The sequence below is a fragment of the Kribbella sp. NPDC051952 genome (assembly GCF_040680855.1).
GTDB lineage: Bacteria > Actinomycetota > Actinomycetes > Propionibacteriales > Kribbellaceae > Kribbella.
In genome coordinates, this window is record NZ_JBFAXQ010000030.1 from 1 (window position 1) to 23,433 (window position 23,433).

At 66.1% G+C, this 23,433-nt stretch carries 22 protein-coding genes and 1 pseudogene; 13 read left to right on the top strand and 10 right to left on the bottom strand.

Features of this window, described 5'->3' with window-relative positions:
- The first annotated feature begins 83 nt into the window (after positions 1-83).
- From AB0L70_RS35685 to AB0L70_RS35695, 3 genes are all read left to right on the top strand, one after another.
- Positions 84-617, top strand: a complete 534-nt coding sequence (locus AB0L70_RS35685; RefSeq protein WP_363691245.1) for a hypothetical protein — start codon at positions 84-86, stop codon at positions 615-617.
- Between the two features lie 579 nt (positions 618-1,196).
- Positions 1,197-1,514 carry a MerR family transcriptional regulator gene (locus tag AB0L70_RS35690; protein WP_363691246.1) on the top strand — a complete coding sequence of 106 codons (318 nt, stop codon included), beginning with the start codon at positions 1,197-1,199 and terminating at the stop codon, positions 1,512-1,514.
- 95 nt (positions 1,515-1,609) lie between these two features.
- Positions 1,610-1,783, top strand: a complete 174-nt coding sequence (locus AB0L70_RS35695; protein WP_363691247.1) for an ANTAR domain-containing protein — start codon at positions 1,610-1,612, stop codon at positions 1,781-1,783.
- Positions 1,784-2,141: 358 nt separating this feature from the next.
- Here AB0L70_RS35695 and AB0L70_RS35700 read toward each other — a convergent pair whose 3' ends face one another.
- From AB0L70_RS35700 to AB0L70_RS35710, 3 genes are all read right to left on the bottom strand, one after another.
- Positions 2,142-3,014, bottom strand: coding sequence for a hypothetical protein (locus tag AB0L70_RS35700; RefSeq protein WP_363691248.1), 873 nt, complete (start codon positions 3,012-3,014; stop codon positions 2,142-2,144).
- Positions 3,007-3,471 carry a hypothetical protein gene (locus AB0L70_RS35705; RefSeq protein WP_363691249.1) on the bottom strand — a complete coding sequence of 155 codons (465 nt, stop codon included), beginning with the start codon at positions 3,469-3,471 and terminating at the stop codon, positions 3,007-3,009. Before AB0L70_RS35705 ends, AB0L70_RS35700 begins: the two co-directional genes overlap by 8 nt.
- A 487-nt stretch (positions 3,472-3,958) precedes the next feature.
- The gene (locus tag AB0L70_RS35710) at positions 3,959-4,474 is read right to left on the bottom strand and encodes a GNAT family N-acetyltransferase (protein WP_363691250.1); all 516 of its coding nucleotides are present in this window, start codon (positions 4,472-4,474) and stop codon (positions 3,959-3,961) included.
- Positions 4,475-4,748: 274 nt separating this feature from the next.
- Between AB0L70_RS35710 and AB0L70_RS35715 the strand changes: the two genes are divergently transcribed.
- A complete protein-coding gene (locus AB0L70_RS35715; RefSeq protein ID WP_363691251.1) occupies positions 4,749-5,744 on the top strand; it encodes an ABC transporter substrate-binding protein in 996 nt (331 codons plus the stop codon).
- Here the strand turns inward: AB0L70_RS35715 and AB0L70_RS35720 are convergent.
- Both AB0L70_RS35720 and AB0L70_RS35725 read right to left on the bottom strand, forming a co-directional pair.
- A complete protein-coding gene (locus tag AB0L70_RS35720) occupies positions 5,733-6,215 on the bottom strand; it encodes a GAF domain-containing protein (protein WP_363691252.1) in 483 nt (160 codons plus the stop codon). The genes AB0L70_RS35715 and AB0L70_RS35720 overlap by 12 nt on opposite strands.
- A gap of 291 nt (positions 6,216-6,506) precedes the next feature.
- A complete protein-coding gene (locus AB0L70_RS35725; RefSeq protein WP_363691253.1) occupies positions 6,507-7,235 on the bottom strand; it encodes a VOC family protein in 729 nt (242 codons plus the stop codon).
- Between the two features lie 114 nt (positions 7,236-7,349).
- On the opposite strand from AB0L70_RS35725, the gene AB0L70_RS35730 reads away from it, so the two are divergent.
- The 4 genes from AB0L70_RS35730 to AB0L70_RS35745 all read left to right on the top strand — a co-directional run bounded on the left by AB0L70_RS35730 (position 7,350) and on the right by AB0L70_RS35745 (position 14,908).
- Complete coding sequence (locus AB0L70_RS35730; protein ID WP_363691254.1) at positions 7,350-8,321, top strand: WYL domain-containing protein; 972 nt, start codon at positions 7,350-7,352, stop codon at positions 8,319-8,321.
- A gap of 264 nt (positions 8,322-8,585) precedes the next feature.
- The gene (locus AB0L70_RS35735; protein ID WP_363691255.1) at positions 8,586-9,293 is read left to right on the top strand and encodes a Sua5/YciO/YrdC/YwlC family protein; all 708 of its coding nucleotides are present in this window, start codon (positions 8,586-8,588) and stop codon (positions 9,291-9,293) included.
- 330 nt (positions 9,294-9,623) lie between these two features.
- Positions 9,624-13,019 (top strand): NACHT domain-containing protein, encoded by a 3,396-nt coding sequence (locus tag AB0L70_RS35740; RefSeq protein ID WP_363691256.1) that lies wholly within the window; start codon positions 9,624-9,626, stop codon positions 13,017-13,019.
- A 1,022-nt stretch (positions 13,020-14,041) separates the two neighbouring features.
- Positions 14,042-14,908, top strand: a complete 867-nt coding sequence (locus tag AB0L70_RS35745; protein ID WP_363691257.1) for a hypothetical protein — start codon at positions 14,042-14,044, stop codon at positions 14,906-14,908.
- A 460-nt stretch (positions 14,909-15,368) separates the two neighbouring features.
- Here AB0L70_RS35745 and AB0L70_RS35750 read toward each other — a convergent pair whose 3' ends face one another.
- Together AB0L70_RS35750 and AB0L70_RS35755 are read right to left on the bottom strand one after the other, a co-directional pair.
- Positions 15,369-16,043: a hypothetical protein gene (locus AB0L70_RS35750; RefSeq protein WP_363691258.1), complete on the bottom strand. Its 675-nt coding sequence runs from the start codon at positions 16,041-16,043 to the stop codon at positions 15,369-15,371.
- Complete coding sequence (locus tag AB0L70_RS35755) at positions 16,040-16,588, bottom strand: hypothetical protein (protein WP_363691259.1); 549 nt, start codon at positions 16,586-16,588, stop codon at positions 16,040-16,042. The genes AB0L70_RS35750 and AB0L70_RS35755 overlap by 4 nt, the downstream gene beginning before the upstream one ends.
- 119 nt (positions 16,589-16,707) lie before the next feature.
- On the opposite strand from AB0L70_RS35755, the pseudogene AB0L70_RS35760 reads away from it, so the two are divergent.
- Positions 16,708-16,998 (top strand): annotated as a pseudogene (locus tag AB0L70_RS35760) (hypothetical protein); the annotation flags it as partial.
- A gap of 290 nt (positions 16,999-17,288) precedes the next feature.
- On the opposite strand, the gene AB0L70_RS35765 reads toward AB0L70_RS35760, so the two are convergent.
- The 3 genes from AB0L70_RS35765 to AB0L70_RS35775 form a co-directional block, all read right to left on the bottom strand.
- Entirely contained in the window at positions 17,289-18,011 is a 723-nt protein-coding gene (locus tag AB0L70_RS35765) for a BTAD domain-containing putative transcriptional regulator (RefSeq protein WP_363691260.1), read from the bottom strand.
- Between the two features lie 76 nt (positions 18,012-18,087).
- Positions 18,088-18,264: a hypothetical protein gene (locus AB0L70_RS35770; RefSeq protein WP_363691261.1), complete on the bottom strand. Its 177-nt coding sequence runs from the start codon at positions 18,262-18,264 to the stop codon at positions 18,088-18,090.
- Positions 18,265-18,351: 87 nt separating this feature from the next.
- A complete protein-coding gene (locus tag AB0L70_RS35775; RefSeq protein ID WP_363691262.1) occupies positions 18,352-19,416 on the bottom strand; it encodes a prolipoprotein diacylglyceryl transferase family protein in 1,065 nt (354 codons plus the stop codon).
- Positions 19,417-19,526: 110 nt separating this feature from the next.
- Between AB0L70_RS35775 and AB0L70_RS35780 the strand changes: the two genes are divergently transcribed.
- The 4 genes from AB0L70_RS35780 to AB0L70_RS35795 are packed head-to-tail and all read left to right on the top strand — an operon-like array spanning position 19,527 to position 23,427.
- Positions 19,527-20,150 (top strand): DUF4255 domain-containing protein, encoded by a 624-nt coding sequence (locus tag AB0L70_RS35780; RefSeq protein WP_363691263.1) that lies wholly within the window; start codon positions 19,527-19,529, stop codon positions 20,148-20,150.
- Entirely contained in the window at positions 20,147-21,019 is an 873-nt protein-coding gene (locus tag AB0L70_RS35785; RefSeq protein WP_363691264.1) for a hypothetical protein, read from the top strand. Before AB0L70_RS35780 ends, AB0L70_RS35785 begins: the two co-directional genes overlap by 4 nt.
- Before the next feature lie 10 nt (positions 21,020-21,029).
- Positions 21,030-22,934 carry a phage tail sheath subtilisin-like domain-containing protein gene (locus tag AB0L70_RS35790; protein WP_363691265.1) on the top strand — a complete coding sequence of 635 codons (1,905 nt, stop codon included), beginning with the start codon at positions 21,030-21,032 and terminating at the stop codon, positions 22,932-22,934.
- A 31-nt stretch (positions 22,935-22,965) separates the two neighbouring features.
- On the top strand, positions 22,966-23,427 hold the full coding sequence (locus AB0L70_RS35795) for a phage tail protein (protein ID WP_363691266.1): 462 nt from the start codon (positions 22,966-22,968) through the stop codon (positions 23,425-23,427).
- The last annotated feature ends 6 nt before the right edge of the window (positions 23,428-23,433 follow it).

Sequence of the window (23,433 nt, forward strand, 5' to 3'; positions counted from 1 at the left end):
CCCTTCGCAGCGTTGCCATTCTCTCTGGTCTGCGGCTTCGGTCTGCGTTGAGCAGCCAACCATCACACCGGTTGGGGCGTGACATGTCGAGGCAACCTCTGCCCATCGGCAACTGGGGACGTATCTCCACCAAGGTCATCAAGACCAGCACGAACGGCAAGCCGAATCGCGCACGCACCAGCCAGTCCGCCGAACTCGGCGCCATGCACAAGATCACCCACGTCCTGGACCTCTGGGAGAAGAGGTTCGAAGGGCTAGTCGCCGACGGGAAGCGTTCACCTACCTCGCTCGACACCTACCGCCGCGTCATCAAGAACCACGTCCGCCCCGCCCTAGGCGAACTCCGCATCAGCGAAGCCACCACCCCACGCGTCGACGCCGTCCTAACCAAGATCAAGCACACCGCCGGCGCCTCCACCGCCAAGCCGCCAACTCGTCAGACGCCTAGAGATTCCCGACTCCCACCGCGCAGTCAACCGCGGCATGCCCACCATCCCGACCGCATGCCCTCACCGCACAGCCAGGCACGCCACCTAGCGCTAGCAGTTCGAACCTCTCCCGCGGCACCCCCAATATCTGTGGTGATGGAGTTAGACATTCGGCTGCGAAGTGTGTAGTGTTCCTCGTGTTGACAGAGAAGAACAGCGAAGCTGACTTGGACAGCTACCGTTCTGTCCAAGAGTGTGATTGCGAAGTACGTACGACGGCGGATTCCGCCGGGCCGATCAGTGAAAGGGCTCGGGTTCCCGCCAGGATCCGGTCAGAGTCACTGGAGCCAGTGGTCGGAAGGGGTTCCGGGCTTGACGGTTGGAAGTAGCTGTTGCAGTTCGCAGTTGTAGTCAGCGGTTGAAGTCGCAGTTCCGTACCAGCAGTAGTAGTTGCTGTTTGTAGTTGAGGTAGCAGTAAGTAGTTGTTGTTCGAGAGAGAAGGGAAGGGATTACACCGTCGGATCGCCCGCCAGTGCCAGCATTTCGCCGGGCGGGTGCCGTAGCTCCATCGGATGGGAAGGTGGTCTTCGGTTACGCATTCAGCGATCCCTGCAGTGACAGCCTTCACGTGGCGCGCTGCGGACATGCAAGGCCGGCCTTACGGCTGGTAGATGGTGACAATCCAACAACCCTGGGCCCCGGTGCTTCGGCACCGGGGCCCTTCGGCATGGAGGTTCGATGACCCCAGACCTGCACACGGAGACCCCGATGAGTTCACCCCAGCCTGCCGGGCAGGCCCACTTCGACGATGATGACTATCCCGCCTTCACCATGGGCCGCGCGGCGGAGATGCTCGGTACCACGCCAGGATTTCTGCGCAGCCTCGACGAGGCGAAGCTGATCACCCCGCAACGCTCCGAGGGCGGTCATCGCCGCTACTCCCGCTACCAGCTCCGCCTGGCCGCCCGCGCCCGTGAGCTCGTCGACCAAGGCACCGCCCTCGAAGCGGCCTGCCGGATCATCATCTTGGAAGACCAACTCGCCGAAGCACTGCGTATCAACGAGCAGAAGCGGGAACAGGGCTAGGGCCCGACCAGGGATCCGCCGGGGCGCTGCCCAGTAGCAAAGCCCCGCCGGCCTGGCCCACCGAACATCCTCGCCTCGGGGAGTGAGGCTGCACCATGGATCTCGACTGCCACACAACGATCGCTATTGCCCAAGGCATCTTGCTCGAGCGATACCGAATCAGCCCGGCCGAAGCGACCCGGCTGATCGCCGACCTCGCCCGAGCCGATGGCCTGTCCTTGGCAGACGAAGCCGACTGGCTGATCCTCACCCGCTGGCCGCTGCCGTAGACATCAAAGCGCCGTCCTCGACAACAGCTGCCCGCCCGCGCCGCGTCCGGCAGGTGAGGCGAACACAACTTGACAGGCTCAGTGAAGGAACCCGTCCTACTTCAGCCCAAATCTTGCTCCACCGGGGCATGCCGTGCTTGCCCCAACCTGCGCCCGCACAATGGCGACGACACCCGGGACGTCACGTGATGAGTGAGCCGTATCCTCCAGTGACCCCGCGGCAGCAGCCGAAGAATCCAACGACGTCGCGACGAGATCGGCTTCTCCTACTTCGTCGTCGGCGCCAACTTCGCCGACACACTCGCACCGGTCGTGGCCAACCTCGCCGGACAGTAACGGAGAGCACCTCGCACGTCGACTAAGCACCGTGACCGGGCGGGCCTTGCCTCCGCAGAAGAAGCACCAGAACCGTGAGTGTGAGGACGAAAAGGAAACCCACGGGGACCATGACTGTCCAGCCGGGTTGGTGGCCGCGGCTGTTTGCCACGAGCGGGGTGACCAGAATCGGCAGGCATATCAGGGCGACCCAGCTGAGCTGGCCGGCAACGGTGGCGTAGCCAAGCGGGTGGCGGCGCAGCACCAACACGCCACTGACCAAGGCAGCGGGAAGGAAGAAGGCCAGATCCAGCACATGCACCGGGTTGGTCGGGACATTCATGTCACTCGCGCTGGTGGACGGGTCTCCTACCAGCAGGTCTGGCACGATCTCGCTCAGCCAAAGGAGCGCGAACAGCGCCGCGACCGCGATCAGAAACCAGGCCTGCAGCGGCGCGCTTCTAGCTCCGAACCTCGCTTTGACCGATGCAGTGTCCAGTGTTGTCAGGCCGCCGATCAACGCGAACAGCGACAGACCGAGAACGGCGACCCAGATCAGAAACAGCGGTCCGAAATGGATCGAAAAGGTGTAAATGACGTAGTTGTAGACGGTGAACGCCACGAAGCCGAACCAGCATAGGTAGGCCCGCAGGGACCCGCGCGACGCCCACACCGCAAGCCCAGCCATCAGCGGTGCGACGAGAAAGAGATTGACGATGTCCTGCGCCGTGGAGGAATCAGCAAGCGCGACCGTCTCCTGGTCGTAGATGACGCCGGGAGCCGCCAGCCCCGCGACGCTACCCGCTCCCGCGAGCAGTGCCGCGGTCAGTGAAAGCCGCAGCCAAAGCCGGGACAACCGCACCGGGTTCCGGGGAGTTTCGACCGGTTCCTGTGTCTGCCCGGCGAAGCTAGTCATCGTCGAGCTCGGACCGCTCCCGGCTGTTTCGGGTCAGATTGCTACGGTCATCGGCGGCCGAGATTCGGTCGTCCTTCGAATCCACCCGGTCCATGCCGGCTGACATCCTTGCCTTGTGTCCAGGGCCGTAGTCAGCGTCACGAAGAAATGAGTCCAGGCTGGCAGCCCTGTCACGCTCATCGGCCAGCGCATCGCGGACGTCAGCCGCCTTGTCGCGCTCGTCGGCGGCCGCAAGGATGGCTTGATTCGCCTGGTCACTGCCCGCCTGGGCGGACTCCCTGGCGTCCGCCGCTCTCTCCCGCGTGTCCAACGCCGCATCTCTCGAGTCGGCGTCGTGCTCGCGCTTATCTGCTCTGCCTGAATCATCGGGCCGCGCCGAAGGTGTGGGTAGCTCATTCATCAGCTTCCCTCTCATCGACAATGCGCGCTGCCTGCAGGCCGCGAGCTCACTGCTCACGGTTCACTGCCAATCGCACACTGCCCTCTGAGACTACGCTCTCGGCGCTCTCGGCGCTGGGCGGGCATTCCCGACCCGCAGAGCGGTCTCCACGCGTGACCTGCGGGAGTTTGCAGCGAACGCACGGCTGCGGAGCTTGCACGGCAGCCGCCCGGGCCCACCCGGCCAAAGTCTGGCTCGGAGTTTGAACGTCGGCGGCTCCCCACCACCAGGCGCTCGCCTGGCGGGTTGGCGCGTCAGGTCCCTTCGACACCCCGGACGACGACGGAGCCCCGCAATCGCGATGATCGTCGGCCAGAGGGCGCTTGGTGATCGCGTCGGAGTTGTCGGCGTTGAGCAGCCAACCATCACCCCGGTTGGAGGTATGAGATGTCGAGGCCACAAATCACAAGCCAAGTTCCGCCGGACTCGTCACCGCGGCACGCGCCTACGCCCTCGCCGCGCTACGCCTCCTCAGCTAGGCCGCGACCGGCTCGGCGGTCGCGGGCTAGGACGCTGAGATGGGGCGGCGAAGTTCGAACAGCGTGCTCTCGTTGCCGGCCGCGTCAGGTCGGGTGCCCGCGCGCATCGCCCCGATCTTCTCGAGGGCACGTTCAGACCGTCGATTGTCGAAAGCAGCCAGGAAGACGACCCGGTCCACGAACCGGAAGGCGTGGTCGATCATGAGCGACTTGAGCTCGCCGTTCGCCGGTCCACCCCAGGACGCCCTGGCCAGGAACGTCCACCCGATCTCGATCTCGCTGCGTCCCTCGTCGTACCCGTGGAACCGCGACGATCCGATCATCGCTCCGGCGGCGGAGGTGACCACCAAGGCGCCACCAGACGCCATCGACTCGTCGAAGAAGCGCGTGAACACGTCCCGTTGGTAGCGGTTCTTGACCGGATGCTGCGCCCAGATGAGCGGATCCGATGCGACCTCGTAGAGGCTGTCGAAGTCGGTCCGGCGCAGTGGCCTGGCGCCGACGAGGTCGCCGCAGAGCGTCGGCTGCAGGTCGAAGGGCACGAGCCGAGACTAGCCAGAACCGGTTCACACTCCCGAGGACGTCAGCACCGGCGGAGTCAGAGCGCAGCGACGTCGTGGTGACCACAGGCCAGGTGAGGACGGCCTTCGCCACATGAACGCCGGGGAGAAGGCTCCGTAGCTGGAGGACACGCGGGACTAGTTTGGTGCTCGTCCTGCGAGCACGGCATGCACTAGGACGCCCGTCGGAACGGCGGTCAGACGGCCCGAGAACGCGTGCTCGGTCGATGACCTTGCGTCGGGCTGTAATGACCGCATGGTCACGATTGGCGCTCTTGTTCCGTTGACTGCTCCCGGCTGGACCCAGGCGGGTCGCCACCTGCTCGCAGGCTTGGAGCTTGGTGTGCGCGATGCCAACTCTGCCGACTCGTCGCTGGAACTGATCGTTCGAGACACCGCCGCGAATCCGGATCGTGCCGTGGCGGCCGTGGACGAGCTGGCCGGCCAGCACGTGGCTGCCTTGGTGGGCGAATACCACAGCGTCGTCGCTCGCGCGGTAGCTTCGCGAGCAAGTGATCTCGGGCTGCCGTTCCTGTGTTCGTCAGCAGTACTGGACGCGCTGACCGACGAGCCGACCGATTGGGTCGCACGCCTGTCTCCTCCGCAGTCGCGCGGTTGGCGTGCGTACGCCGATTTCTTGCTCGCCGCGGGACACCACCGAGTCGCGGTAGTTGCTCAGGCGAGTCCGTACTGGGCAGCAGGTATCCAGATCGTGCGGGACCGACTCAGCTCACAGGGCGGCACGATCCTCGAGGTCAGCGCCGACAACGTTTGTGACGACATCGCGCAGACCGATGCGACGGTGCTCCTGCTCCTGACCGGCCACCCCGAACCAGCGCTGTCGATCGTCGATTCAGTCCGTCGTGACCCCCGCACGGCCGAGATCTTGATCGGCGCGCCAGCAGGTCAGCCCGAGTTCGCCGAGTGGGCCACACCACTACGCGCCGACATCCCCTTCCTGCGATACCTGCCCGAGACCCTTACCCCTCTCGGCGATCGAGTCACCGCGGCCTTGCGCGAACTGCTGCCTGAGCCGCCGTCATTCGTCGCGCTGGAGGGCTACGACGCGATCCGCGTTCTGGCCGAATACCTGCGTACCGACAGACGCTGGGCAGACATCTCCATCGACGGCACCCGAGGCCACATCAACTTCACCCGCACCTCGTCGCTCTGGCAATGGACCGACGCCCCGATCCAAATCGCGGCCCGCTCAGCCACCGCCCTCAACACCTTCGACGCCCTACATCCGTGACTCCCAGAGCTCGGCCGTGCGCTCTTCGGTGACAGCGTCATGGATGCGTTGGAAGTTCCGCCCACCCCGCGAGAACGTGTACGCCGTCCCGCTGGGCACGGCGGTCACCGGAAACGGCTCCGGCAGCCACTGGCAATCACGGACATGAACAAGATCCACGGCGACGGCTGCGGGGTCCAGGTCGTAACGCCAAGGGCCGGTGAGCCGACCGAGGTGGAAGAGGCCGTCCGGCTCACGAGCCCAGACGAAGGCACCGTCCGGAACCTCGGTGAATCTCCACAGGCGGCGAGCCGCGCGGTCGTCGTACCTGTGAGCGGTCGCGCGAAGAGCCTCGTCGAGATCGTGCGGTGGAGGGTCGAGGCGACCGCCGAGGCCACAAAGCCCGAGGGTCAGTGCACGGTCGATGACCACGCCGTCGGGGACGTCGTCTCGGCGCGAACGCAAGGGAGCGCGATAAGTGGGTGTTCTCATCCGATCATCCGATCGTCACTGTCCTGCGGTCGGCGCGAATCGGCCAGGTGGAACCGGCCACCGTCAGACCCGAAAGCATCCGGTTCGATGAAGATACCGCCAGCTGGCGGGTCAGCCGATCGCCAGTAATCCTCAGCAACAGCCGCATCCGAGTCGGGCGCGTGCGTTGGGAGCCGCACACATCACCCCGAGCCAGGACGGCCGTGGCCATTCACGCCATCTGTCGCGACGTATTGACCCAGTTGGCTCCGCTGGACAGTTTGCGTCGACCGATGCCGAGGCCGCTCTGAATCAGCTGCGGTCGATCCAGTTAACTCCCCCGGGTCGATATTGCGAATCGCACAGCGAACTGTCGCCGGGTTGCCAGGTGCACAGGTAAAGGTGGTTGCCGTCGGGGTCGGACAGCACCCAGGCCGACGGCGCGCCCTGGTCGCTGACGAGTGTGCCGCCGGCGGCCAACGCCGCGTCGATCCGTGGTCGCACCTGCGCTGGGTCGACCCAAATGTGCGGATGCCAGGTGCGCTGTATTGATCGAGTATCTGCGGTCCGGAACCAGATCATGGGTAGTCCGGTCCGGGGATCGCCGACATCGCCCCAGTCCTCGGTGCCGATGACGTGCTGGGAGTCGAGCACAGCTGACCAGAACGGTGCGATCTTGTCGTAGGCCGGCGTGTCCAGGCCGATTTCGATTCGGGTGAGGCTGCTGCATTCGAGTTCAGCGCCGGCGGCGGCGACGATGTCGGTGATTTGACGCGCCAAGGTCACGTCGGTTTCGGTCACGCCGCCGCGATCTCGCCTGGCCAGCCGGACATCGACCTGAAAGGCCCGCAGATCGAGCTCTGCCTGATGACCGAGAGCCTCGGCAGCCTGCCCGATCGATTCCACGAGCCGCAGCCCTTGGGGGAAACTCTCGGTGTGAATGCGTGTTTCCAGGCCGCCCTGCCCGAACGACAGCAGCAGGGCCCAGCCGTCGAGATCCGCTGCGGCGATCTGCTCCCCGGTCAGCACCTGTGTGGTCATGGGTTGTCTCCTTCTCCCCGCCGTGATGTCCTGCCGGATCGCTCGGACATGTGTGAGACCGTACGAAACATAACCGGCCACCTGTATGTCCTGTTTTTCTGCTAATTTGCGATTATGCGCGCCGAGCGTCTGGTGGCCATCGCGCTGCTGCTGCAAGCTCACAGAAAGCTGACCGCGCCTGAGCTGGCGCGGCGCCTCGATGTATCCGAGCGAACGATCCGCCGTGACCTGGACGCGTTGCTGCTCTCCGGCCTGCCGCTGTATTCCGAACGCGGCCGCGGTGGTGGATGGGCGTTGCTGGACGGTCCTGCGATCAACCTTTCGGCGCTGACCGCGCAGGAGGCGCAAGCACTGTTCCTGGTGACCGGGCCGGAGCTGCTGGCCGGCCTCGGGCTGGAACAGGGGGTCACCTCGGCAGTCCGGAAGCTGCTCGAAGCCCTCCCTGCGACCACCCGGGAGCATGCCGACCGGACTCGACAGGCCATTCACATCGACCCCACCCGATGGGGCCGAACCGCACAACCCGCGCCCGCCACGCTAGTGCCGTTGCGGGACGCCGTTATCGCCGGAGTCCAGGTTGACCTCACCTACGCTCCACCAGGAGCCGATACGGCGATCCACCGCGTTCATCCGTACGGACTGGTTTCAAAAAACGCCATCTGGTACCTCGTTGCCGGTGCGGACGCGGGTCTGCGAACCTTTCGTGTCTCCTGGGCCACCAACGCCGACGCCACCTCCGACGCCGTCGAGCGGCCGGACGACTTCGACCTCATCCGGGCCTGGGAGGACGTCACCCGCCGCCGAGTGCCCTGCTCCAGCACTAGCGTTGAGGTCGAGTTCCAAGTTCGCTCAGAGGATCTCGGCCGAATCACCTTGGCACTTTCCGAAGATACCCAGCTCCGACCGACCGACGGCGAAGCTGGTGCGACGCGCCGATTCACAGCGACCTTCAGCTCGGTCCGGGAGGCCGCCTGCGAGTTGATCTACCTCGGTGAAGGCGTGCAAGTGCTCGAACCGGCGTCCGTACGCGCCGAGCTGGTGCGAATTGGGCACCGGCTGATCGCGGCACACACCCCGAAATGGTGACGTTCCTTAGCAACTGCGCAGCGCACGGATCTGCGACCCCATCCGGACCGCCGGCAGCAACTCCTCGAACCACGCCGCCAACGCCGGACTCATCACCCTTCCTGTTCCGTGCGCGGCGGGCGGAAGGCTCCGAGGGCATCACGGTGGCGCTGCCGAACCAGCGTCCGTACATCGGTGTGGCAGGGCGGCGTGCTGGTCCGAGGTGATGACGTTGCCCGTGCGGCCGCGCTCCAGCCTGACCGAAGTAGGGCCGATACTTGGCAGATGCAGAACAGATCGTCGGTGGGATTCGAGCGGACGCTGACTCGGGCGATCGAGGTGCTGGACGGTGATGGCGCCGTCGTGGTCGCCAACCCGAGTCCGATGACGTACGGCGTAGTCGCACGTGACGCCCACGCGGTAAACCTTCTGAAACAACGCCCCGTCGACCAAGCAGTCGCGATCTCGGTCCACTCTGCCCCCACCCGACAACAGGTCTTTCGGGTTCTCGATGTTCAGGACAACAAGATCGCAGTCATCGACTTCGCCCTCGGCGAGCGAATCTCCGTACTCGCGCCGATCCGGACAGGTGTCGCGGTTCCCGAGTGGCTGTCGCCGGCCGCGCAGGACGGCTGGCTGGCCTTCTTCGATGGATCCTGGGCTCCACTGGCGTCGTTGTGGCACCGCTTCCCCTTTCTGTATGGAAGCAGCGCCAACCAGACCGGCGAGGCACCGGCGGCGTCCGCATCTGAAGCACGCCGGCAGTTCACCGCAGACACCGTCGTCGTCGACGCCGACCACTTACGAACGCCGGATGCCGAGCACGGAGCGAGCACGATGATCCGGGTCAACCCGGCGGGCCACCTCTCCCTGCATCGATCAGGAATTCAGGACCGGGCAGCCGGAGGACCCAAGACACTCCTCGACCGACTGAACGAGACCCGAGCCTCATCTACTTTCACGTGCAGACCCGGCGGTCAAGGGAGGGCTTGAGTACTTGATGCCACTCCGAGACGTGATGGTCCAGGCGAGCTTAGTGCGCTGGCCATCTGGCGAAGTGAGGAGCTCCGCCTCGACTCCTTCGGCGCAGCCAGTCGTCGCCAGGACGCGGTGACCTACCTCCAGCGTCTGGCAGCCAAGCTCTCCGGCTGTAGCTGGTTCCGACTTCATTTCGGAGCTCGGCGATGAGCAACCGGTCGAAATTGCGGGATACTAGTGCATGAGCGGTTGCCAGCCGAACCCGCTGTCGCCAACTTCGCGACTGTGTAGCCGCTTGGTGAGAGTGGCTGTCTAAGGCTCGAGGCTGATCCGGGGGGAATAGCTTTGCTGATCCGTCGTGACGGGGTACGCCGCGGGTTCGTGATACGACTCGGCGCGATAGCACTGCTCGCCATTCTATTGGCCATCGGCGCCTATCTGCTGGTCCCACTCGCGACTGGCAAGGGCCTTGAGTGGTCGGATAAGGCTTCCAGCGTCGGCTCATTCCTGCTCGCCGTCGGGGTAGCGGTCCTCTGGCCGGCATTTCGTCGGGTCGTTCGGATGCTGTCACGAGCACCGCTAGCTGACCCCGATGTGCCGGGGGAGATGGAGCGCCTCGCGATGACGCTGCGCCACCAGCTCGACAAGGAGGAGAAACTACGCGAGATCTATAACCCTAATCCGTTGCCAATCCGCTGGGACGTCACTTCGCAGTCGCAGGAAGGCCTCGACGGGCACTATGAGCAAATCCTGCAGGTGTTCGACCGGCTCCGTGCTCGCCGACTGGTTGTCCTAGGTCCCGGAGGTGCCGGCAAGTCTATGCTGCTCGCTCGACTTGCCCACGATCTGTTGAAAACCCGCCGACCGGGTGAGCCGGTGCCAGTGATCGTCTCGATGGCGACCTGGAATCCCGACGATATGTTGGATGACTGGCTTGCTGGCCAGTTAGCTAGTAAGAATCCGGGGCTCGCTGATCCCGTGCGGCTGGCGACAGGGGATACGGTCTCGCTCGCCGACGCCCTGCTGATGCAGGGCAGAATTCTGCCGCTCCTTGACGGGTTCGACGAACTCCCACCGGCGTTGCGGCAGCGGGCCCTCGCGGCAGTCAACGCGCACGGTTCCAATCAGCCGCTGGTGTTGGCCAGCCGGCCGGAGGAATACCGCGTTGCGGTCGCTGGAGGCCGCGCGGTCTCTATAGCCGCGGTTCTCGAGCTGCGCCCGCTGCAACTACCGGAGGCCGAGCGCTATCTCGAAGAGGCGACCGGCCGCCCGGAGCGCTGGAGGCCAGTCTTTGAGCGCTTGGCTTGCGAGCCCGATGGTCCACTCGGCACGGTCCTTACCAACCCACTTCTGTTATGGCTGGCTCGGAAGGTCTACGGCCCGCCGGACTCCGACCCAGCCGAGCTTGCCGCTGACCACTGGGTACGTACGCAGCTCGAGGCGCATCTGCTCGATGCTCTCGTGCCGGCGTTGTATGGACGAGAGCTGCGCGGGCGGCGTGCCGAGCGCTGGCTCGCCTTTTTGGCCGCGCACCTTCAGCGCGCCGGTCCGCCGGAGGTGGCATGGTGGCGGCTCCCCCGCGCGCTGCGCGGCTGGCTCCCGATCGCTGTTGGAATTCGAGTTGCGCTGCGGGTCACGGCCGCTTGGGTAGCCCTTGTCTGGCTGCTCGCACAGCACGGGTACTGGCGTGATGGCACCTTCGCCGGCCAAAACGGCGGCGAACGCAGCCTGCTCGAGGTTTTCCTCGGCGGCCCCGTCGGGCAGCTCCTGGCCCCGGTCCTTGACGCCTTCTTCGACGGAACGGGTTGGCCCAACGACCTCGTCGATGATGTCTTCTCGGCCATTCGACCCGGCATCGCGTCCTGGCTTGTACTAGGCCTCGGCCTCCTCGCTGCAGCTGTCGCCCTCATCGACTTCAGTACCCACCCAGCCAACGTGGACGGACAACCCGTCGCGGTGCGAGTACGGCCGCTCCGCTTGCTCCGCGCAATCACCGAACAGGTCCTTGGGTTCATCGTCCTGCTGCTTCTGGTAGGCGGGCTTGTGCTGACCGTCGCGGTGTCCGCGGACCGCGACGCGGTCGAGCGAGCGTTCGCCGGGGAGTCGCTCTTGACACTGGTGCCATGGGTGCTGCTGTTCGCGGTGACAACCTGGACACCGCCGGTCGCCGAGCCCGTCGATGTCTCCCGCGCCGTTAGCTCGCCCGAAGTCCTGCGCCTGGACCGCCAAGCCTTTCACCTGAAGGTTGTCTATCAGACCACGCGAACCGTTGTACTCCTTGGATTGATCGGCGGCCAGTGGGTGGCGGGGGCCTACCTGGGTTACGCAATGTTCGCGATTCTTTTGCGACTCACTCTCGGCACCCCAGCCATTAGTCCGGATCACAACGCGAGCCAGTCCTATGCCGGCGCGCGGTTCTGGCTCGCCATGACTGGCCATCTGCCGTGGCGCACAATGGCCTTCTTGTCAACGGCACACGAGCACGGCGTGCTCCGGCAGATCGGTGCCGTATACCAGTTCCGACACGTGCGCCTTCAGGAACACCTGGCGGCGAAGTTTCCGTACCGGACAGGGAGCACCGCTGCATTCATCGCGCGCTTGTCGCGGTGGTTGGTGTCCGTCGAGAGGGTGCACGCGGCGGGTAGGGAGGCGCGGGCGGCTGGGCTGATGGTTGAGCATGTGCAGTGGAACACACAACGGTTCCGCGACTCTGGTCTACCTGCACGCTTGGACCGCAGGCGTGCAGTCGGCGACCTGGTGGCGGACGACGAGACCCGCGCGGCGATGCATCACGCGGATGCACTTGTAGCGCGGGTCGACCAGCTGAACCTGTCCGTCCGGCTGCAAGCGAGGATTCGACGGAGATTTATTTCGGCGTCGGCTGCGCGGCGATTCGTGGGCAAGCGCCTCAACATCGGAGACGACCTGGAGGACTTTGCGTGGCACGACCTGGAGGCCGGCCGGCTGTTGCGAGATAGCGAGGTCGGCGTCGCCATGACACGCCTGCACTTGGCGCGGCTGGCTCCGGCCGCACTGGTCACCGCCGGGCTGGCCGGACTGCTCTGCTGCCTGGTAGTAACAGGGGCACGCCCACAAGTCGTCGTCGTGGTGGTGCCGCTGCTGGCCAGCGCTGCCTGGCTACTTGTCTGGTTCCTGGACTGGCGCAAGAGGTTCTTTATCATCACCGACCAACGACTCATCATCGCGGACCGGTTCGGTCGGAGCACGACTGGAAATGACCCGCTCCGCGTCGAGGTGCCGCTCGCCGACATCGCCGACGTGAGCTGTATCCAATCGCCGTTCGGCGCACTTCTCGGTTACGGCCGCCTACACGTCAACACTCTCGAAGGATGCCCGCCGGTCCGCTATGTCCGGTGGTCGCTGCCGTGGGGGCGGATCCTCGATCTCGGTCGATGGGACGTTGAATCCCAGAAGCGCAGCTTCCAGCCCACAGCCGCGCTCCCGCGGCCGCTGTTGCTGCTGGGGCTGACTATTCACGAGCTGGACGCGCCGAGCGACGTTGCTGGCCAACCGGGCGACGCCTGGGACGACATCGCGGCGCTCATTCGCACCCGTCGGCCCAGGCAGTACGACGAGGCTGTCACTAAGCTCAAGCGGCTGCGGGCGGCGGAGGATCGCAGCGGCGATGGAGAAGAATTCCGCGCGCGCATACGCCAGCTGCGTCACGATCACGCCCGCAAGCCAAGTCTGCTCAAGCGGATGGATGACGCCGGCCTTTGATCGCGCTCAGGCCGATCCGCTCACGGTCGGGTAAGAATCTGTTCCGTCTTATAAATCTGTTGCATAAGCAGCGTGGTCAACAAGTTTTCACCGCCCATTTGCTAAGCGCCGGCCTCGTCGACCGCAATGCTTGGACCAACTGAGCCGCCACGGTCAAAGCCGACCTGTCTTCGATGTCGGCGTCCTGTCGGTCTCTAGCCGCGCGTAGGTTGGCACCAAAGACGTCACAGAGGTCAGCACCTCGCGGCTGATCAGCATTCGAGTCTCTGACCAACGGCTTAGAAGGCCGCCGGACCGCATTGACAGGGGTCGATTTGAGCCTCACGACCCACGCTGAGTTCGCCCGTTCTCGACTCGGGCAACTCTGTTACTCACCAGTTCGTTCCAGAAAGTGTTCCATGAGTGGGCCATGGTCTCCGACAAGCCGAGCCGCGTGTGGATCTGTCGGGGACACGCCCCTTGTCGGCGTAGAGTTCACGTCGAGCCTGCCGGACACGGCTCTTATGGATCAAGGCGCGCCGAAGCGGCGCGCAGCGCGGCCCAGCCTTGCGACCTCCGGTCGACGATCTCCGCCGCGCGCACCTCTGGGCTGCGGGCGCCGGTTGCGCCGTGCAGGCCAAAAGGTGTCACTCCACGATCGGGTGGGGCAGAGCGAACTGCGGGGGTGAGGTACCGAGGTCTGCAGCCGCGGGCTCGATGAACGCCGGACTGCATCGGCCAGTGCGCCACGTGCCGGACCCCGGCTGCCAGCAACCTCGGGCCGTTCGGAGCCGAGGTACGGCCTATGTCGAACCTGGCGGCCTCGCCCGCCCGCAATGTAGCGTCACGGCTGCGGCGGTGATTGTCCGTCGGCGGACAGTCTGCGATGCAACAGCCATGTTGGGGGAGTCATGAATGGTATTTATCCCGGATCAACCAAGAGTCGCCTTCAGGCAACCGAATCAAAGACAGAGGTGCCATCGCTGCCAATGTCGACTCTTCCAATCCGAGAGCACTGGGGTGCATTAGCCACGGTCATCGGCGTGACTGTCATCGTCGCCTCTTTTGCGACGCAAGAAGTTTCGCAGTGGCTGTCAGACATGTTGCTCAATGCTGGCGTGGCAGTGATGCTTCTGGCGCCAATCATATATCTGACTCGCAGGATTGAGCGATCGGTTAATAGGCAGATCAAAGATGTCGAAGCAGAGATCGATGCGTCGCAACAGCGGCTCAAAAAGACGCTTGATGAGATCGATGCTGGCGTTCAGACCCGGTTGTCAGATGACGCTGACCGGGCGACTGAACTATTCGAGGCATTGCGCTCCGCACCTAGTCAGGAGGACGTGAAGGCAGCGGTGGCGTTCGCCCAGGACTGGCTGATCGCGAGTTCGTATGGAGCCAGAGTAGGTGTCGCCGGTGGCGAGCTTTATGTTCGTTACCTTGTACGGGACGGTGTATTGCGGTTAGCCATAGACGACGGATTCACTGCGAACATTATGGTTTATGAGTGGAGCCCTGGTGTCGCTCCATCAGATGCGTTCACTGAGATTGCCCGTAGGCTGAGATTAACTGCTTCTTGGCCGACGGTTGGCGAATTTCACGGCGCAACTACGCTCGCGGGGTTGGCTGATATTTATGCTTTTGGATTGAATGCCCGAAAGCGTGGCGAGTACTCCATGCGAAAGCTCATCCAACTGGTTGGCGCTGAGTGGGCCCTCACGGAAACCGCTCTGGTATCACGAGCGCATCCGCACTACACAGTCGCCTTGCAGCGTCTGCCGAAGGAAATGAATTGGTACGAGCATCTTGGCGACAAATTGTGGGTCGACGATAAGGGTTTGCTTGCTCAGGCCCTCGGTCTGGGGGAAGGCCTTCTCGGGTCTGTATTGCCGAAAGAAGGTGTTGCGTAGCGGCGGCGCTGGCGGACGGTGGTCGCTAGCTACAACTCGGACGAACGCGAGATTTCCTTGGAGGTCAGCCCGTGAGCGCGACCGCCTGGTCGCAGCCTTCGGGCGATGGCCCAGCGGTCCAACGTGGTGGAGCCCTATCAACACGGTGACCGAAACGGTCCGGGCCCCGATGTGATGCTTGACGAGGCTGGCGCCCAGCCAGTCGCATGATCCCTAGCCACCTTCGCCGCAAACTGATCGTCTGTCAGTCAACTTGTGTAGAAGCCGCCCGCACCGAATAGCACGGTCTTGCGCGAGCAGGCTCAGCACGGTCTGTCGAGACTCACTCGCGCTTCCTGTGCGCTCTGCTCCGGGTGTTGTCGACTTGACCTCGCCCCGAGCGCGGCATACCTCGTGGTGGGGATGTGTTTCATGGCGCCAACCAAGCAGGCGGAGCGGTCTGATCTTTGGTTCGTTGGATTCATGGGGTTGCGGTGATTGGCGCTCGCGGGGTGGAGGAGGGGGGACTTGTCGAGGCCAACGCCTTGCACTCAGGTGTGCCTGCCGACGATCCGCCGCTCGAGGCGAGCCAGCGGGGTGTCGTGGCCTTTGCGCCGTCGGCTGCTGGGGCGGTCGTCTTTTCGAACTCGACGCTTTCGCGGCCGACGTCGCCTCGAAGACGGTCGCCGGCTGGGCCGGTGATGTCGATCGCACCGTCGCGGCCTAGGTACCGGAGGGCGCGACGGTCCTCGCAGGTGTCGACCGTGGCCTGGTTGGTTGTTGTCAAGGTGATGGAGAGGCCGTCGATCGGTACCGGGCCGATCAAGCCGATCGTGTCGGGCTCGGTTGGCGCGAAGGGCGAGGTGGGTAGCACGCCGCGTGCGAATTCTGGGTCGATGATCAAGGGATGTGAGTAGAAGCGGTAGCGGGCGTTGATGAGCTTGCTGTAGACGGCAAGGATCTGCTGTTGCTGCGGCGAGAGCTGACCGCGTGGCGGCCTGATGATCACATCGACGTTCGACGCCAGCATCGCGGTGGGGGCCTCGGTCGGTGATGGCGGGGTCGTCGTCGGCTTCTTGGTCGAACTGCCGGGATCACAGCCGACGACGGCGAGGGCTGTGACCAGTACACCGGCTGCCAGGAGTCGTGACCTCATTGCGACGGGTTATCTGTGAAGTCGTTCATGACTGCTTGGCCGTCATCGATCTTCTCGCTTTGGGAGTAGGTGTCGAAGAAGAGGGATCCGTAGGCGGTGACGTATCGTTCGCCGCCGTTGTTTAGCGCCCAAGTGCGCAGCATTGTTCGCTGTTGTCCGGTCATGGTCGCGAGTTCTTTGAGCTGCGGATGCCCGTTGGCGCCAGCTGTGAATAGTTCGCTGGGGAGGTTCGCCGGGCCGCTGCGGAGACGTGCCTCTGCGAAGTCGTGGGCGCCGCGGGCTTGGGCGACCAGGACGCCGGTTGCGTCGGCGCCGGTCGGCACCTTGCCTGGCAGAACGGGAGCGGGTTGGGGAAGTGTAAGACCCTCGTCGAGGAGCTTGGTCAACGCGGTCTTAGCTAGGCCCATCGTGGTCCCACCGGACACGGTACCGGCGAGTGTGCCGTAGAATTCGCGAAGTACCGCGAGCCGGGCCTGATCGTCTGCCCAGGCTGCTTGTCTGGCCTCGGTCTGACCGGCTGCATCGCCGACTTTGTCGTAGTACAAGGCATTGTGGCCCGCGGCGACGATGATGGCGTCGATCGCTGCGACCTTCGTTGCTGCCTCACTGTCAGGTTGTGGACTGGTGAAAACCGTCAGTTTGTAGGCTTCGGCCGCGATTCTTCGGTCGCGAAGCCCTTGTCGAGAAGCTTAGGCAGAAGCTTGTAGCAAATACGTTCTTGCCGGTACTCGGGGCTTCTGGCTGCGGAAAGTCATCGTTAGTGATGGCCGGATTGGTGCCAGCCCTGCAGATACCTGATGAGAGTGTGGCGTACCTATCGCCCGGCGCTCACCCAGTCGAGCAATTAGATGCGACCCTAACTGAACTCGACAGTGAACCAGTCTTGCTAGTTGTGGATCAGTTCGAGCGACGCACCCGCAAGAGAAGCTCGATGCGCTGCGGAATGGGCTCTTGAACTCGGTCGGTCCTGACGCGCCGGACGTCGATGAGCAGGCCCGCTTCAGCCGTTGCGTAGCCGAGTTCTCCGTGGCCCCGTTATATGCGCTCAAGTTCGTCGACAACCCAGCCATCGCGTTCGCCGATGTAGCGGGCATCCGAGCAATCTCGGCGTACTGCTCGAGGGTTGTCGACACGAGTTTGTCGGCACCCCTTGTCAACGTCCCACGGAGCAGCGACGACTCGAGCTGCTCGATGGCGCCGGTTGACCGTCGTTGTCGCTCAGCTCACGAACCCCGGATCCAAGGCTCAGCCGGGATCGCTGACCAGGGCTTGGAGACCGGGAGATGGAATGAGGCCGAGTTCGCCGCGTAGCAGATCGGCGAACTGGCGGTACTGGCGCTGGGCTTCGTGGATGTTGCTCTCGCCCAGGTGAGCGCGGATCACCAAGCGGTGGGCGCTCTCGCGTAGCGGTTCGAGGGCGATCGCGCGCAGCCCGACGTCGATGGCGTGCCCGTACCGCTCAGCGTGGAGGGCGCATTCGCAGGCGGTTTCCAACATGTGCAGGAGCTGCTGCCGCAAGCGTTCCCGCTCGACGACAAGCCAGTCGTCGTACCAGTCGGGCAGCAGTTCGCCGGTGAGCCCGAGGTCGTCGAGGATGCTCAGCTCGGCGTCGGCGAGACCGTGCCGGGCGTCCACCCAGACATCGCGGCGCAGTCGCACGTGCGTGCTGGTGGCCTCGACCAGGGTGACCGGCAGCGGTCGCAGCCGCCACAGGGCCGAGCGGAGGTTGGCCATGGCGCGGTTCTCGCCCTTGTCCGGCCAGAGCCGGAAGGCGGCGTAACGACGCTCGACCGCGCGCTCGAGCAGGGCCAAGAAGGCGACCAGGCGTTCCGTTCCCGGCTTGAGGTCCAGAACCTGCGCGTTGTGGATGATCTCGAAACCCCCCAGCAGGCGCACCTCGGTCCGAGGCACGGCCGGCGCAGCGCCGGATCGGTGAAGAGCCATCTCCATCGGTAGGGCAGCAGTCATGCCGTCGCCTCCTCTGTTGATTCAGGCTCGGCTTTGTCTGTTCAGAGCGAGCTTGGTCGACCGCAGATACCTCGGGCTAGCCGCCGGACTGGCGGAATGCGCGCAGCGCCCGCGCCACCAGCCCCAGCAGTTGGTCGTCGTCGCTGCCGGTCGTGGGGGCGGACAGCTGAGGGGAGATGAGACGGCCGTGGATGATCGGCTGATCCGGGTCGCGCCAGACCCGAAGCACGATCATCCCGAGTGCGGGTGGCATTGCTCCCACGTCGGGTTCGCCAGGGCTCACCATGACCTGATCCCATCTGTTGGCCGTCACCGCGGCGTCGCGCAATCTGGTTCGCGGCTAGCGAGCCGCGAAGTAGCTGATCCGGGAACCGTTGAGCCGCGCGGCCTGCTGGTCGGATCCGGTCATCGAGCCGAAAGCGAGGTCCGCGAGCCGGGTGGCGCCGGCGGGCGGCAACCCGTGCACGGCGAGCTCCAGCCCGGCGGTGGACCGGGCGATGGTGGCGGTCACTCCGCGCGCGATCGGCACCGTGGACGGCGTGGGCGACGCCTGGTCGGCCGCGGCCCGCAACCGGCGGACCAGCTCCAGGGTCAGCGCCGGTGGCCGTCGCCCGACCACGAAGATCACGGTCGCAGCCGTGAGAACGACCGCGGGAGCGGCCACCTGGGCCAGGTCGACCCGGCTGCCAGACCAGACAGAGGCAACCACCAGCAGGGCGATCAGCTGGATCAGGGCCATCCAGCGAGCGGCCGAGACGCGCAACCGGGAGTACGGTCGGTCACCCCGCAGCAGTTCGGTGCCCGAGCGCAACAGGGCGTACGCCAACCCCAGCCCGATCGCCGTCCAGCCCGCGCGCAGCCGCAACAGCCCGGCGAAACCGGCCACCGCGAGCAGCGCCAACCCAAGCGCCTCGACCAGTGGCAGCGGGAAAAGCCGGATCACCGGCCACGAGCCGTCGCCGGACGCCGCCGCGCGCGGGCCGATGATGGACGGGTAGCCGTGGCAGCAGCCACCGAGCAGGCACCCGACCCGCCCCGCGGCGAGGAACACGGTCAGGCCCACGGCCAGTACGTCGAGCCAGGAGCTGACCGGCTCGCCCAGGGCAGCGAGGTAGCCCGCGGCCAGGCCCATGGTCACCCAGACGTGTTCTAGCAGCACCAGCGACTCGCGGCCGGTGACCAGCCGGCGCAGCAACGCCTCCGCGAAGAAGCCGGTCACGCTCACCGCGACCACGCCGGCCCCCACCATCGGGGGGAGCCCGCGCACCAGCAGGCCCGCCAGGAAGGTGAGCATGGCTGCCAGCAGCCCGATCTCGCCCGCGACCCGGAAGGCCGGCCGTTCTCGCCCGGTGATCCAGACGACGGGACCCGGTAGCTGGTCGAACCAGTGGTTGATCCGATCCATGGAGACCAGCCTCGGCGCCTGCCGTCACCGCGACGTCACCGCCGGCGGGCCGGAGGCGAAGAACAGCGCCGTGACGCAGCGGTGACGTCTGTCCTGGTTTGGTACCCGGCATGGGCGCTTTCACCGCGATCGCCGCCGTCGGCCTCAGCATCGCGAACCTGCTGAACCGCGGCTTCGACGCGACCTTCGCGGCCGACCCGAACCTGTTCAACCGAAAGCCCAAGGCCCGCTTGGTGAAGACCGAGAACTTCGACCGCAGCACTCCGGCTGCCGAGGGCTCGATCGACGACGGCACCGTCTCGATCTTCTGCTACCACATCGCGGTCGACCCGACGACGCGCCCCGGCTGGTCGGCGGTCAGCGCGCACGAGGACGGCGCCGTACGGCTGCCGCTGGACGTGCACTTCCTGCTCACCGCCTTCGAGAGCGACGCCGAGGCCGAACTAACCCTGTTGGGCCACGTGCTGCTGACCCTGGAGCAGACGCCCACCTTGACCGGGACCGCGCTGCACCCGGCCGGCCGCTGGTCGCCGGGGGAGTCCGTGCAGTTGGCCGCCGAGGACATGAGCACCGAGGACGTGCTGCGCACCTTCGACACCCTCCCGGGGGACTTCCGCCCATCGCTCTCCTACCTCGCGCGCGTGGTCCGGATCGAGGCCGAGCCGAACGACGGCGCGTACCCACCGGTGCTGACCTCGGTCCGCGGCCTGGTCCCGGCGGCGGTGCGGCCGTGAACCTCAACGCGCCGAACCTCTACGCGCCGCCGCCCTACGCCGAACGGATCGTCCGGCTGGCCCTCGGTGTCGAGCCACGCGACGTGGCGCGCGGCGGCCGGGCTTTGTCACCGCTGCGGGTCACGGTGGAGGAGCACCCCGACCCGCTCGGCGCGTGGCGCCGCTGGGCACCCGGCGAGCAGCTGGACGACGTCCTGCCGGCGTTGGAGCGGCACGGGACCGGGCGGTTCGCGCGCCTTCTGGACGACGCGACCGGCACCACGCAGCGGATCCGGATCAGCGATCCGCGACGGCGGTACGTGCCGCGCCGGTTCGCGGTCAGCATCGCCGACGAGGACGCGGTGGTGACGGCCGAGACCGACCCGACCATCCCCGACATCGGCCCGGCCGCGCGGATCTTTACGCCCAGCCTGTACCCGGGAGCGGCCGCTGAGGTGGCCGGGCTGCAGGTGCGTGGCCGGATCACCAGGGGCGGCCTGGCTGTGCGCTGGGCGCGGGTCCGGGCCACCCTCACCAGCACCGGCGAGGTGGCCGGCTGGGCGCATGCCGACGACCGCGGAGAATACCTGCTGCCGATCGCAAACCCGGTGCACCAGATCGGTTTCACCCCGGACCCGGTGCCGGTCACGCTCACTGCCGGCTACCAGGACCCCGCCCCGGTGCCACCGGACGACGACCCGCTGCGGGTCGTCGTCGATCCACTCTGGGACCTGCCGGAGGAGCCGGTCCTCGCCCTCCCGGTGCCCGACGACCCTGCCGGGACGGTGACCGACGGTCGCACCTTCCCGACCGGTTTCGCCACCCACACGTTCGCCTCGATTCCGCTGGCGCAGGGTCGGCCGCATGTCGTCGACCTCGATCTGCCCTGAAGGAGCACGCATGCCCGAGTACCTCGCCCCCGGCGTCTACATCGAAGAGGTCAGCTTCCGTGCGAAGTCGATCGAGGGGGTGGCCACCAGCACGACCGGGTACGCCGGCCTGACCCGCTTCGGACCCGTGCAGTACGTCGACGGAGCCCGCCCCGGGCCGCGCTCGACCGAGCCCCGGCTGATTACCAGCTTCACCGAGTTCGAGCGCGTCTACGGCGGGCTGGAACCGCTGGCCGTCGACCGCGGTGACGGCATCCCGATCAGCGAGAACTACTTGGCGCACGCCGCGCGCGCGTTCTTCCTCAACGGCGGCACCCGGCTCTACGTCTCGCGTGTGTTCACCGCCGGAGCGGACAACGGGATCGCGTCGTCGGTGCTGAACTTCCCCGCCGACAGCGCGGTCTGGCGGGCCCGCTGGCCCGGCGCCTACGGCAACGTGCTGATCACCGTGCGGGCGGTGCGGAAGCGGAACATCGCGATAGCGGACCCGCGCTTCGGCGGGATCGTGCAGGCCCGCTCGCTGGCCCGGGGCGCGGTGGTCGAGATCACCCCCGGCGGCTCCGCCCCACCGGCCGACGGCTCCGACCTGGTGGCCGCCTCGCTGGCGGTGGTCGACACCGACGCGGCCGGGCAGCAGACCTTCCGGCAGGCCGGCGGGGGCACCGTCCTGCCCGATCCAGCCGCGGTGATCAAGGAGGTCGTGCTTCAGGTGACCGTCGACCCCGACGGCGATCGGTTCGACGTCTACACCGACCTGGCCGCGCATCCGGGCCAGCGGCGCTGGATCGGCAAGATCCTGCAGGCCGACGACCCCGAGGATGAGAACGCCATCGTCTACCTGGACACCGGCGCGCCGGACGACCCGACCGACCCGGCCACGCTGGAGCGGGCGATCGGGCTGATGCTCGCGCTGGAGACGCCGCTGGCGGGGGCGCCGATCCCGGCGAGCATTCGGCTGGACGGCGGCAACGACGGCCTGATGCCACCGCCGGACTCCCCGGAGGGCCTGCTCGGGCATGAGGCCGACCCGGACGTCGCCACCGTGAAAGCCACCGGCTTGGAGGCGCTGGGGGAGATCGACGACATCGCCATCGTCGCCCTGCCGGACGGCGGCACCTACATCGACGACGACAACGTTCGCGCGCTGGCCGCGGCCGGTGCGGTGATCGGCCACGCCGAGCGAGCGCGCTACCGGATCGCCGTGTTCGACGCGCCGCAGGGCTCGTCGCTGACCGAGATCCGCAGCTTCCGCGGGCAGTTCGACTCCACCTACGCCGCGCTCTACCACCCGTGGGTGGAGGTGCTGGACCCGTTGGAGCGGCCCTCGCAGGGCGCGCCGCCGCGCCGGATCGTGCTCCCGCCGTCCGGTTTCGTCACCGGCATCTACGCCCGCAGCGACATCGCCCGCGGGGTCTTCAAGGCGCCCGCCAACGAGATCGTCCGCGGCTTGACCCGGTTTGAGGCCAACATCAACAAGGCTCGGCAGGACGTGCTCAACCCCGAAGGCATCAACGCGCTGCGCTTCTTCGAGGGCCGCGGCAATCGGGTCTGGGGCGCGCGGACCATCAGTTCGGACCCGGAATGGATGTACGTCAACGTCCGCCGGTTCTTCATCTTCCTGGAGCACTCCATCGACAAGGCCATGCAGTGGGCCGTCTTCGAGCCGAACAACGCTCGCCTGTGGGGCAACATCCGCCGCACGGTGGAGGACTTCCTGTTCGTCCAGTGGCAGTCCGGCGCGCTGCTCGGCGCCAAGCCCTCCGAGGCGTTCTTCGTGCGCTGCGACCGCACCACCATGACCCAGAACGATCTCGACAACGGTCGGCTGGTCTGCCTGATCGGGGTCGCCCCGACCAAGCCGGCCGAGTTCGTGGTGTTCCGGATCGGGCAGTGGACCGCCGACGCCCGCACCTGACCCTCACCCACTCGTGAAAGGAGGCACGATCGTGCCTGAACTGCGCGACAACCCTTACTCGAACTTCAATTTCATCGTCTCCCTGGGCGGGGATCAGGGGACTGGCGATCTCGGCGCCACTGTGGGCGGCTTCTCCGACGTCAGCGGCCTCGGCATGGAGGTCAAGTACGCCGAGTACCGCAACGGCAACGAGAAGGTCAGTACGGTACGGAAGATCCCCGGCACGCACACCAACGACGACGTCACCTTCAAGCGCGGGCTGATCGGCTCGGACGACCTCAAGGCCTGGCTGAACACCGCGCGCGACGGCACCGCCGACGCCCGCACGGTCACCGTCAGCCTGCTCGACGAGGCCCGCGAGACGGTGGCCACCTGGACTCTGCGCCGCGCCCAGCCGAAGAAGTGGACCGGCCCGACCCTGGGTGGTAAGGGCGGCGGCGACGTCGCGATGGAGGAGCTCGTGCTGGTCCACGAGGGCATCGAATACACCTGACAGTCA

What these genes read in the sequence shown, in the direction of transcription:
- AB0L70_RS35685 (WP_363691245.1), top strand. Translation starts at nt 84, where the DNA reads ATGTCGAGGCAACCTCTGCCCATCGGCAACTGGGGACGTATCTCCACC.
- AB0L70_RS35690 (WP_363691246.1), top strand. Translation starts at nt 1,197, where the DNA reads ATGAGTTCACCCCAGCCTGCCGGGCAGGCCCACTTCGACGATGATGAC.
- AB0L70_RS35695 (WP_363691247.1), top strand. Translation starts at nt 1,610, where the DNA reads ATGGATCTCGACTGCCACACAACGATCGCTATTGCCCAAGGCATCTTG.
- AB0L70_RS35700 (WP_363691248.1), bottom strand. Translation starts at nt 3,014, where the DNA reads ATGACTAGCTTCGCCGGGCAGACACAGGAACCGGTCGAAACTCCCCGG.
- AB0L70_RS35715 (WP_363691251.1), top strand. Translation starts at nt 4,749, where the DNA reads ATGGTCACGATTGGCGCTCTTGTTCCGTTGACTGCTCCCGGCTGGACC.
- AB0L70_RS35720 (WP_363691252.1), bottom strand. Translation starts at nt 6,215, where the DNA reads ATGAGAACACCCACTTATCGCGCTCCCTTGCGTTCGCGCCGAGACGAC.
- AB0L70_RS35725 (WP_363691253.1), bottom strand. Translation starts at nt 7,235, where the DNA reads ATGACCACACAGGTGCTGACCGGGGAGCAGATCGCCGCAGCGGATCTC.
- AB0L70_RS35730 (WP_363691254.1), top strand. Translation starts at nt 7,350, where the DNA reads ATGCGCGCCGAGCGTCTGGTGGCCATCGCGCTGCTGCTGCAAGCTCAC.
- AB0L70_RS35735 (WP_363691255.1), top strand. Translation starts at nt 8,586, where the DNA reads ATGCAGAACAGATCGTCGGTGGGATTCGAGCGGACGCTGACTCGGGCG.
- AB0L70_RS35750 (WP_363691258.1), bottom strand. Translation starts at nt 16,043, where the DNA reads ATGAGGTCACGACTCCTGGCAGCCGGTGTACTGGTCACAGCCCTCGCC.
- AB0L70_RS35765 (WP_363691260.1), bottom strand. Translation starts at nt 18,011, where the DNA reads ATGACTGCTGCCCTACCGATGGAGATGGCTCTTCACCGATCCGGCGCT.
- AB0L70_RS35770 (WP_363691261.1), bottom strand. Translation starts at nt 18,264, where the DNA reads ATGCCACCCGCACTCGGGATGATCGTGCTTCGGGTCTGGCGCGACCCG.
- AB0L70_RS35775 (WP_363691262.1), bottom strand. Translation starts at nt 19,416, where the DNA reads ATGGATCGGATCAACCACTGGTTCGACCAGCTACCGGGTCCCGTCGTC.
- AB0L70_RS35780 (WP_363691263.1), top strand. Translation starts at nt 19,527, where the DNA reads ATGGGCGCTTTCACCGCGATCGCCGCCGTCGGCCTCAGCATCGCGAAC.
- AB0L70_RS35790 (WP_363691265.1), top strand. Translation starts at nt 21,030, where the DNA reads ATGCCCGAGTACCTCGCCCCCGGCGTCTACATCGAAGAGGTCAGCTTC.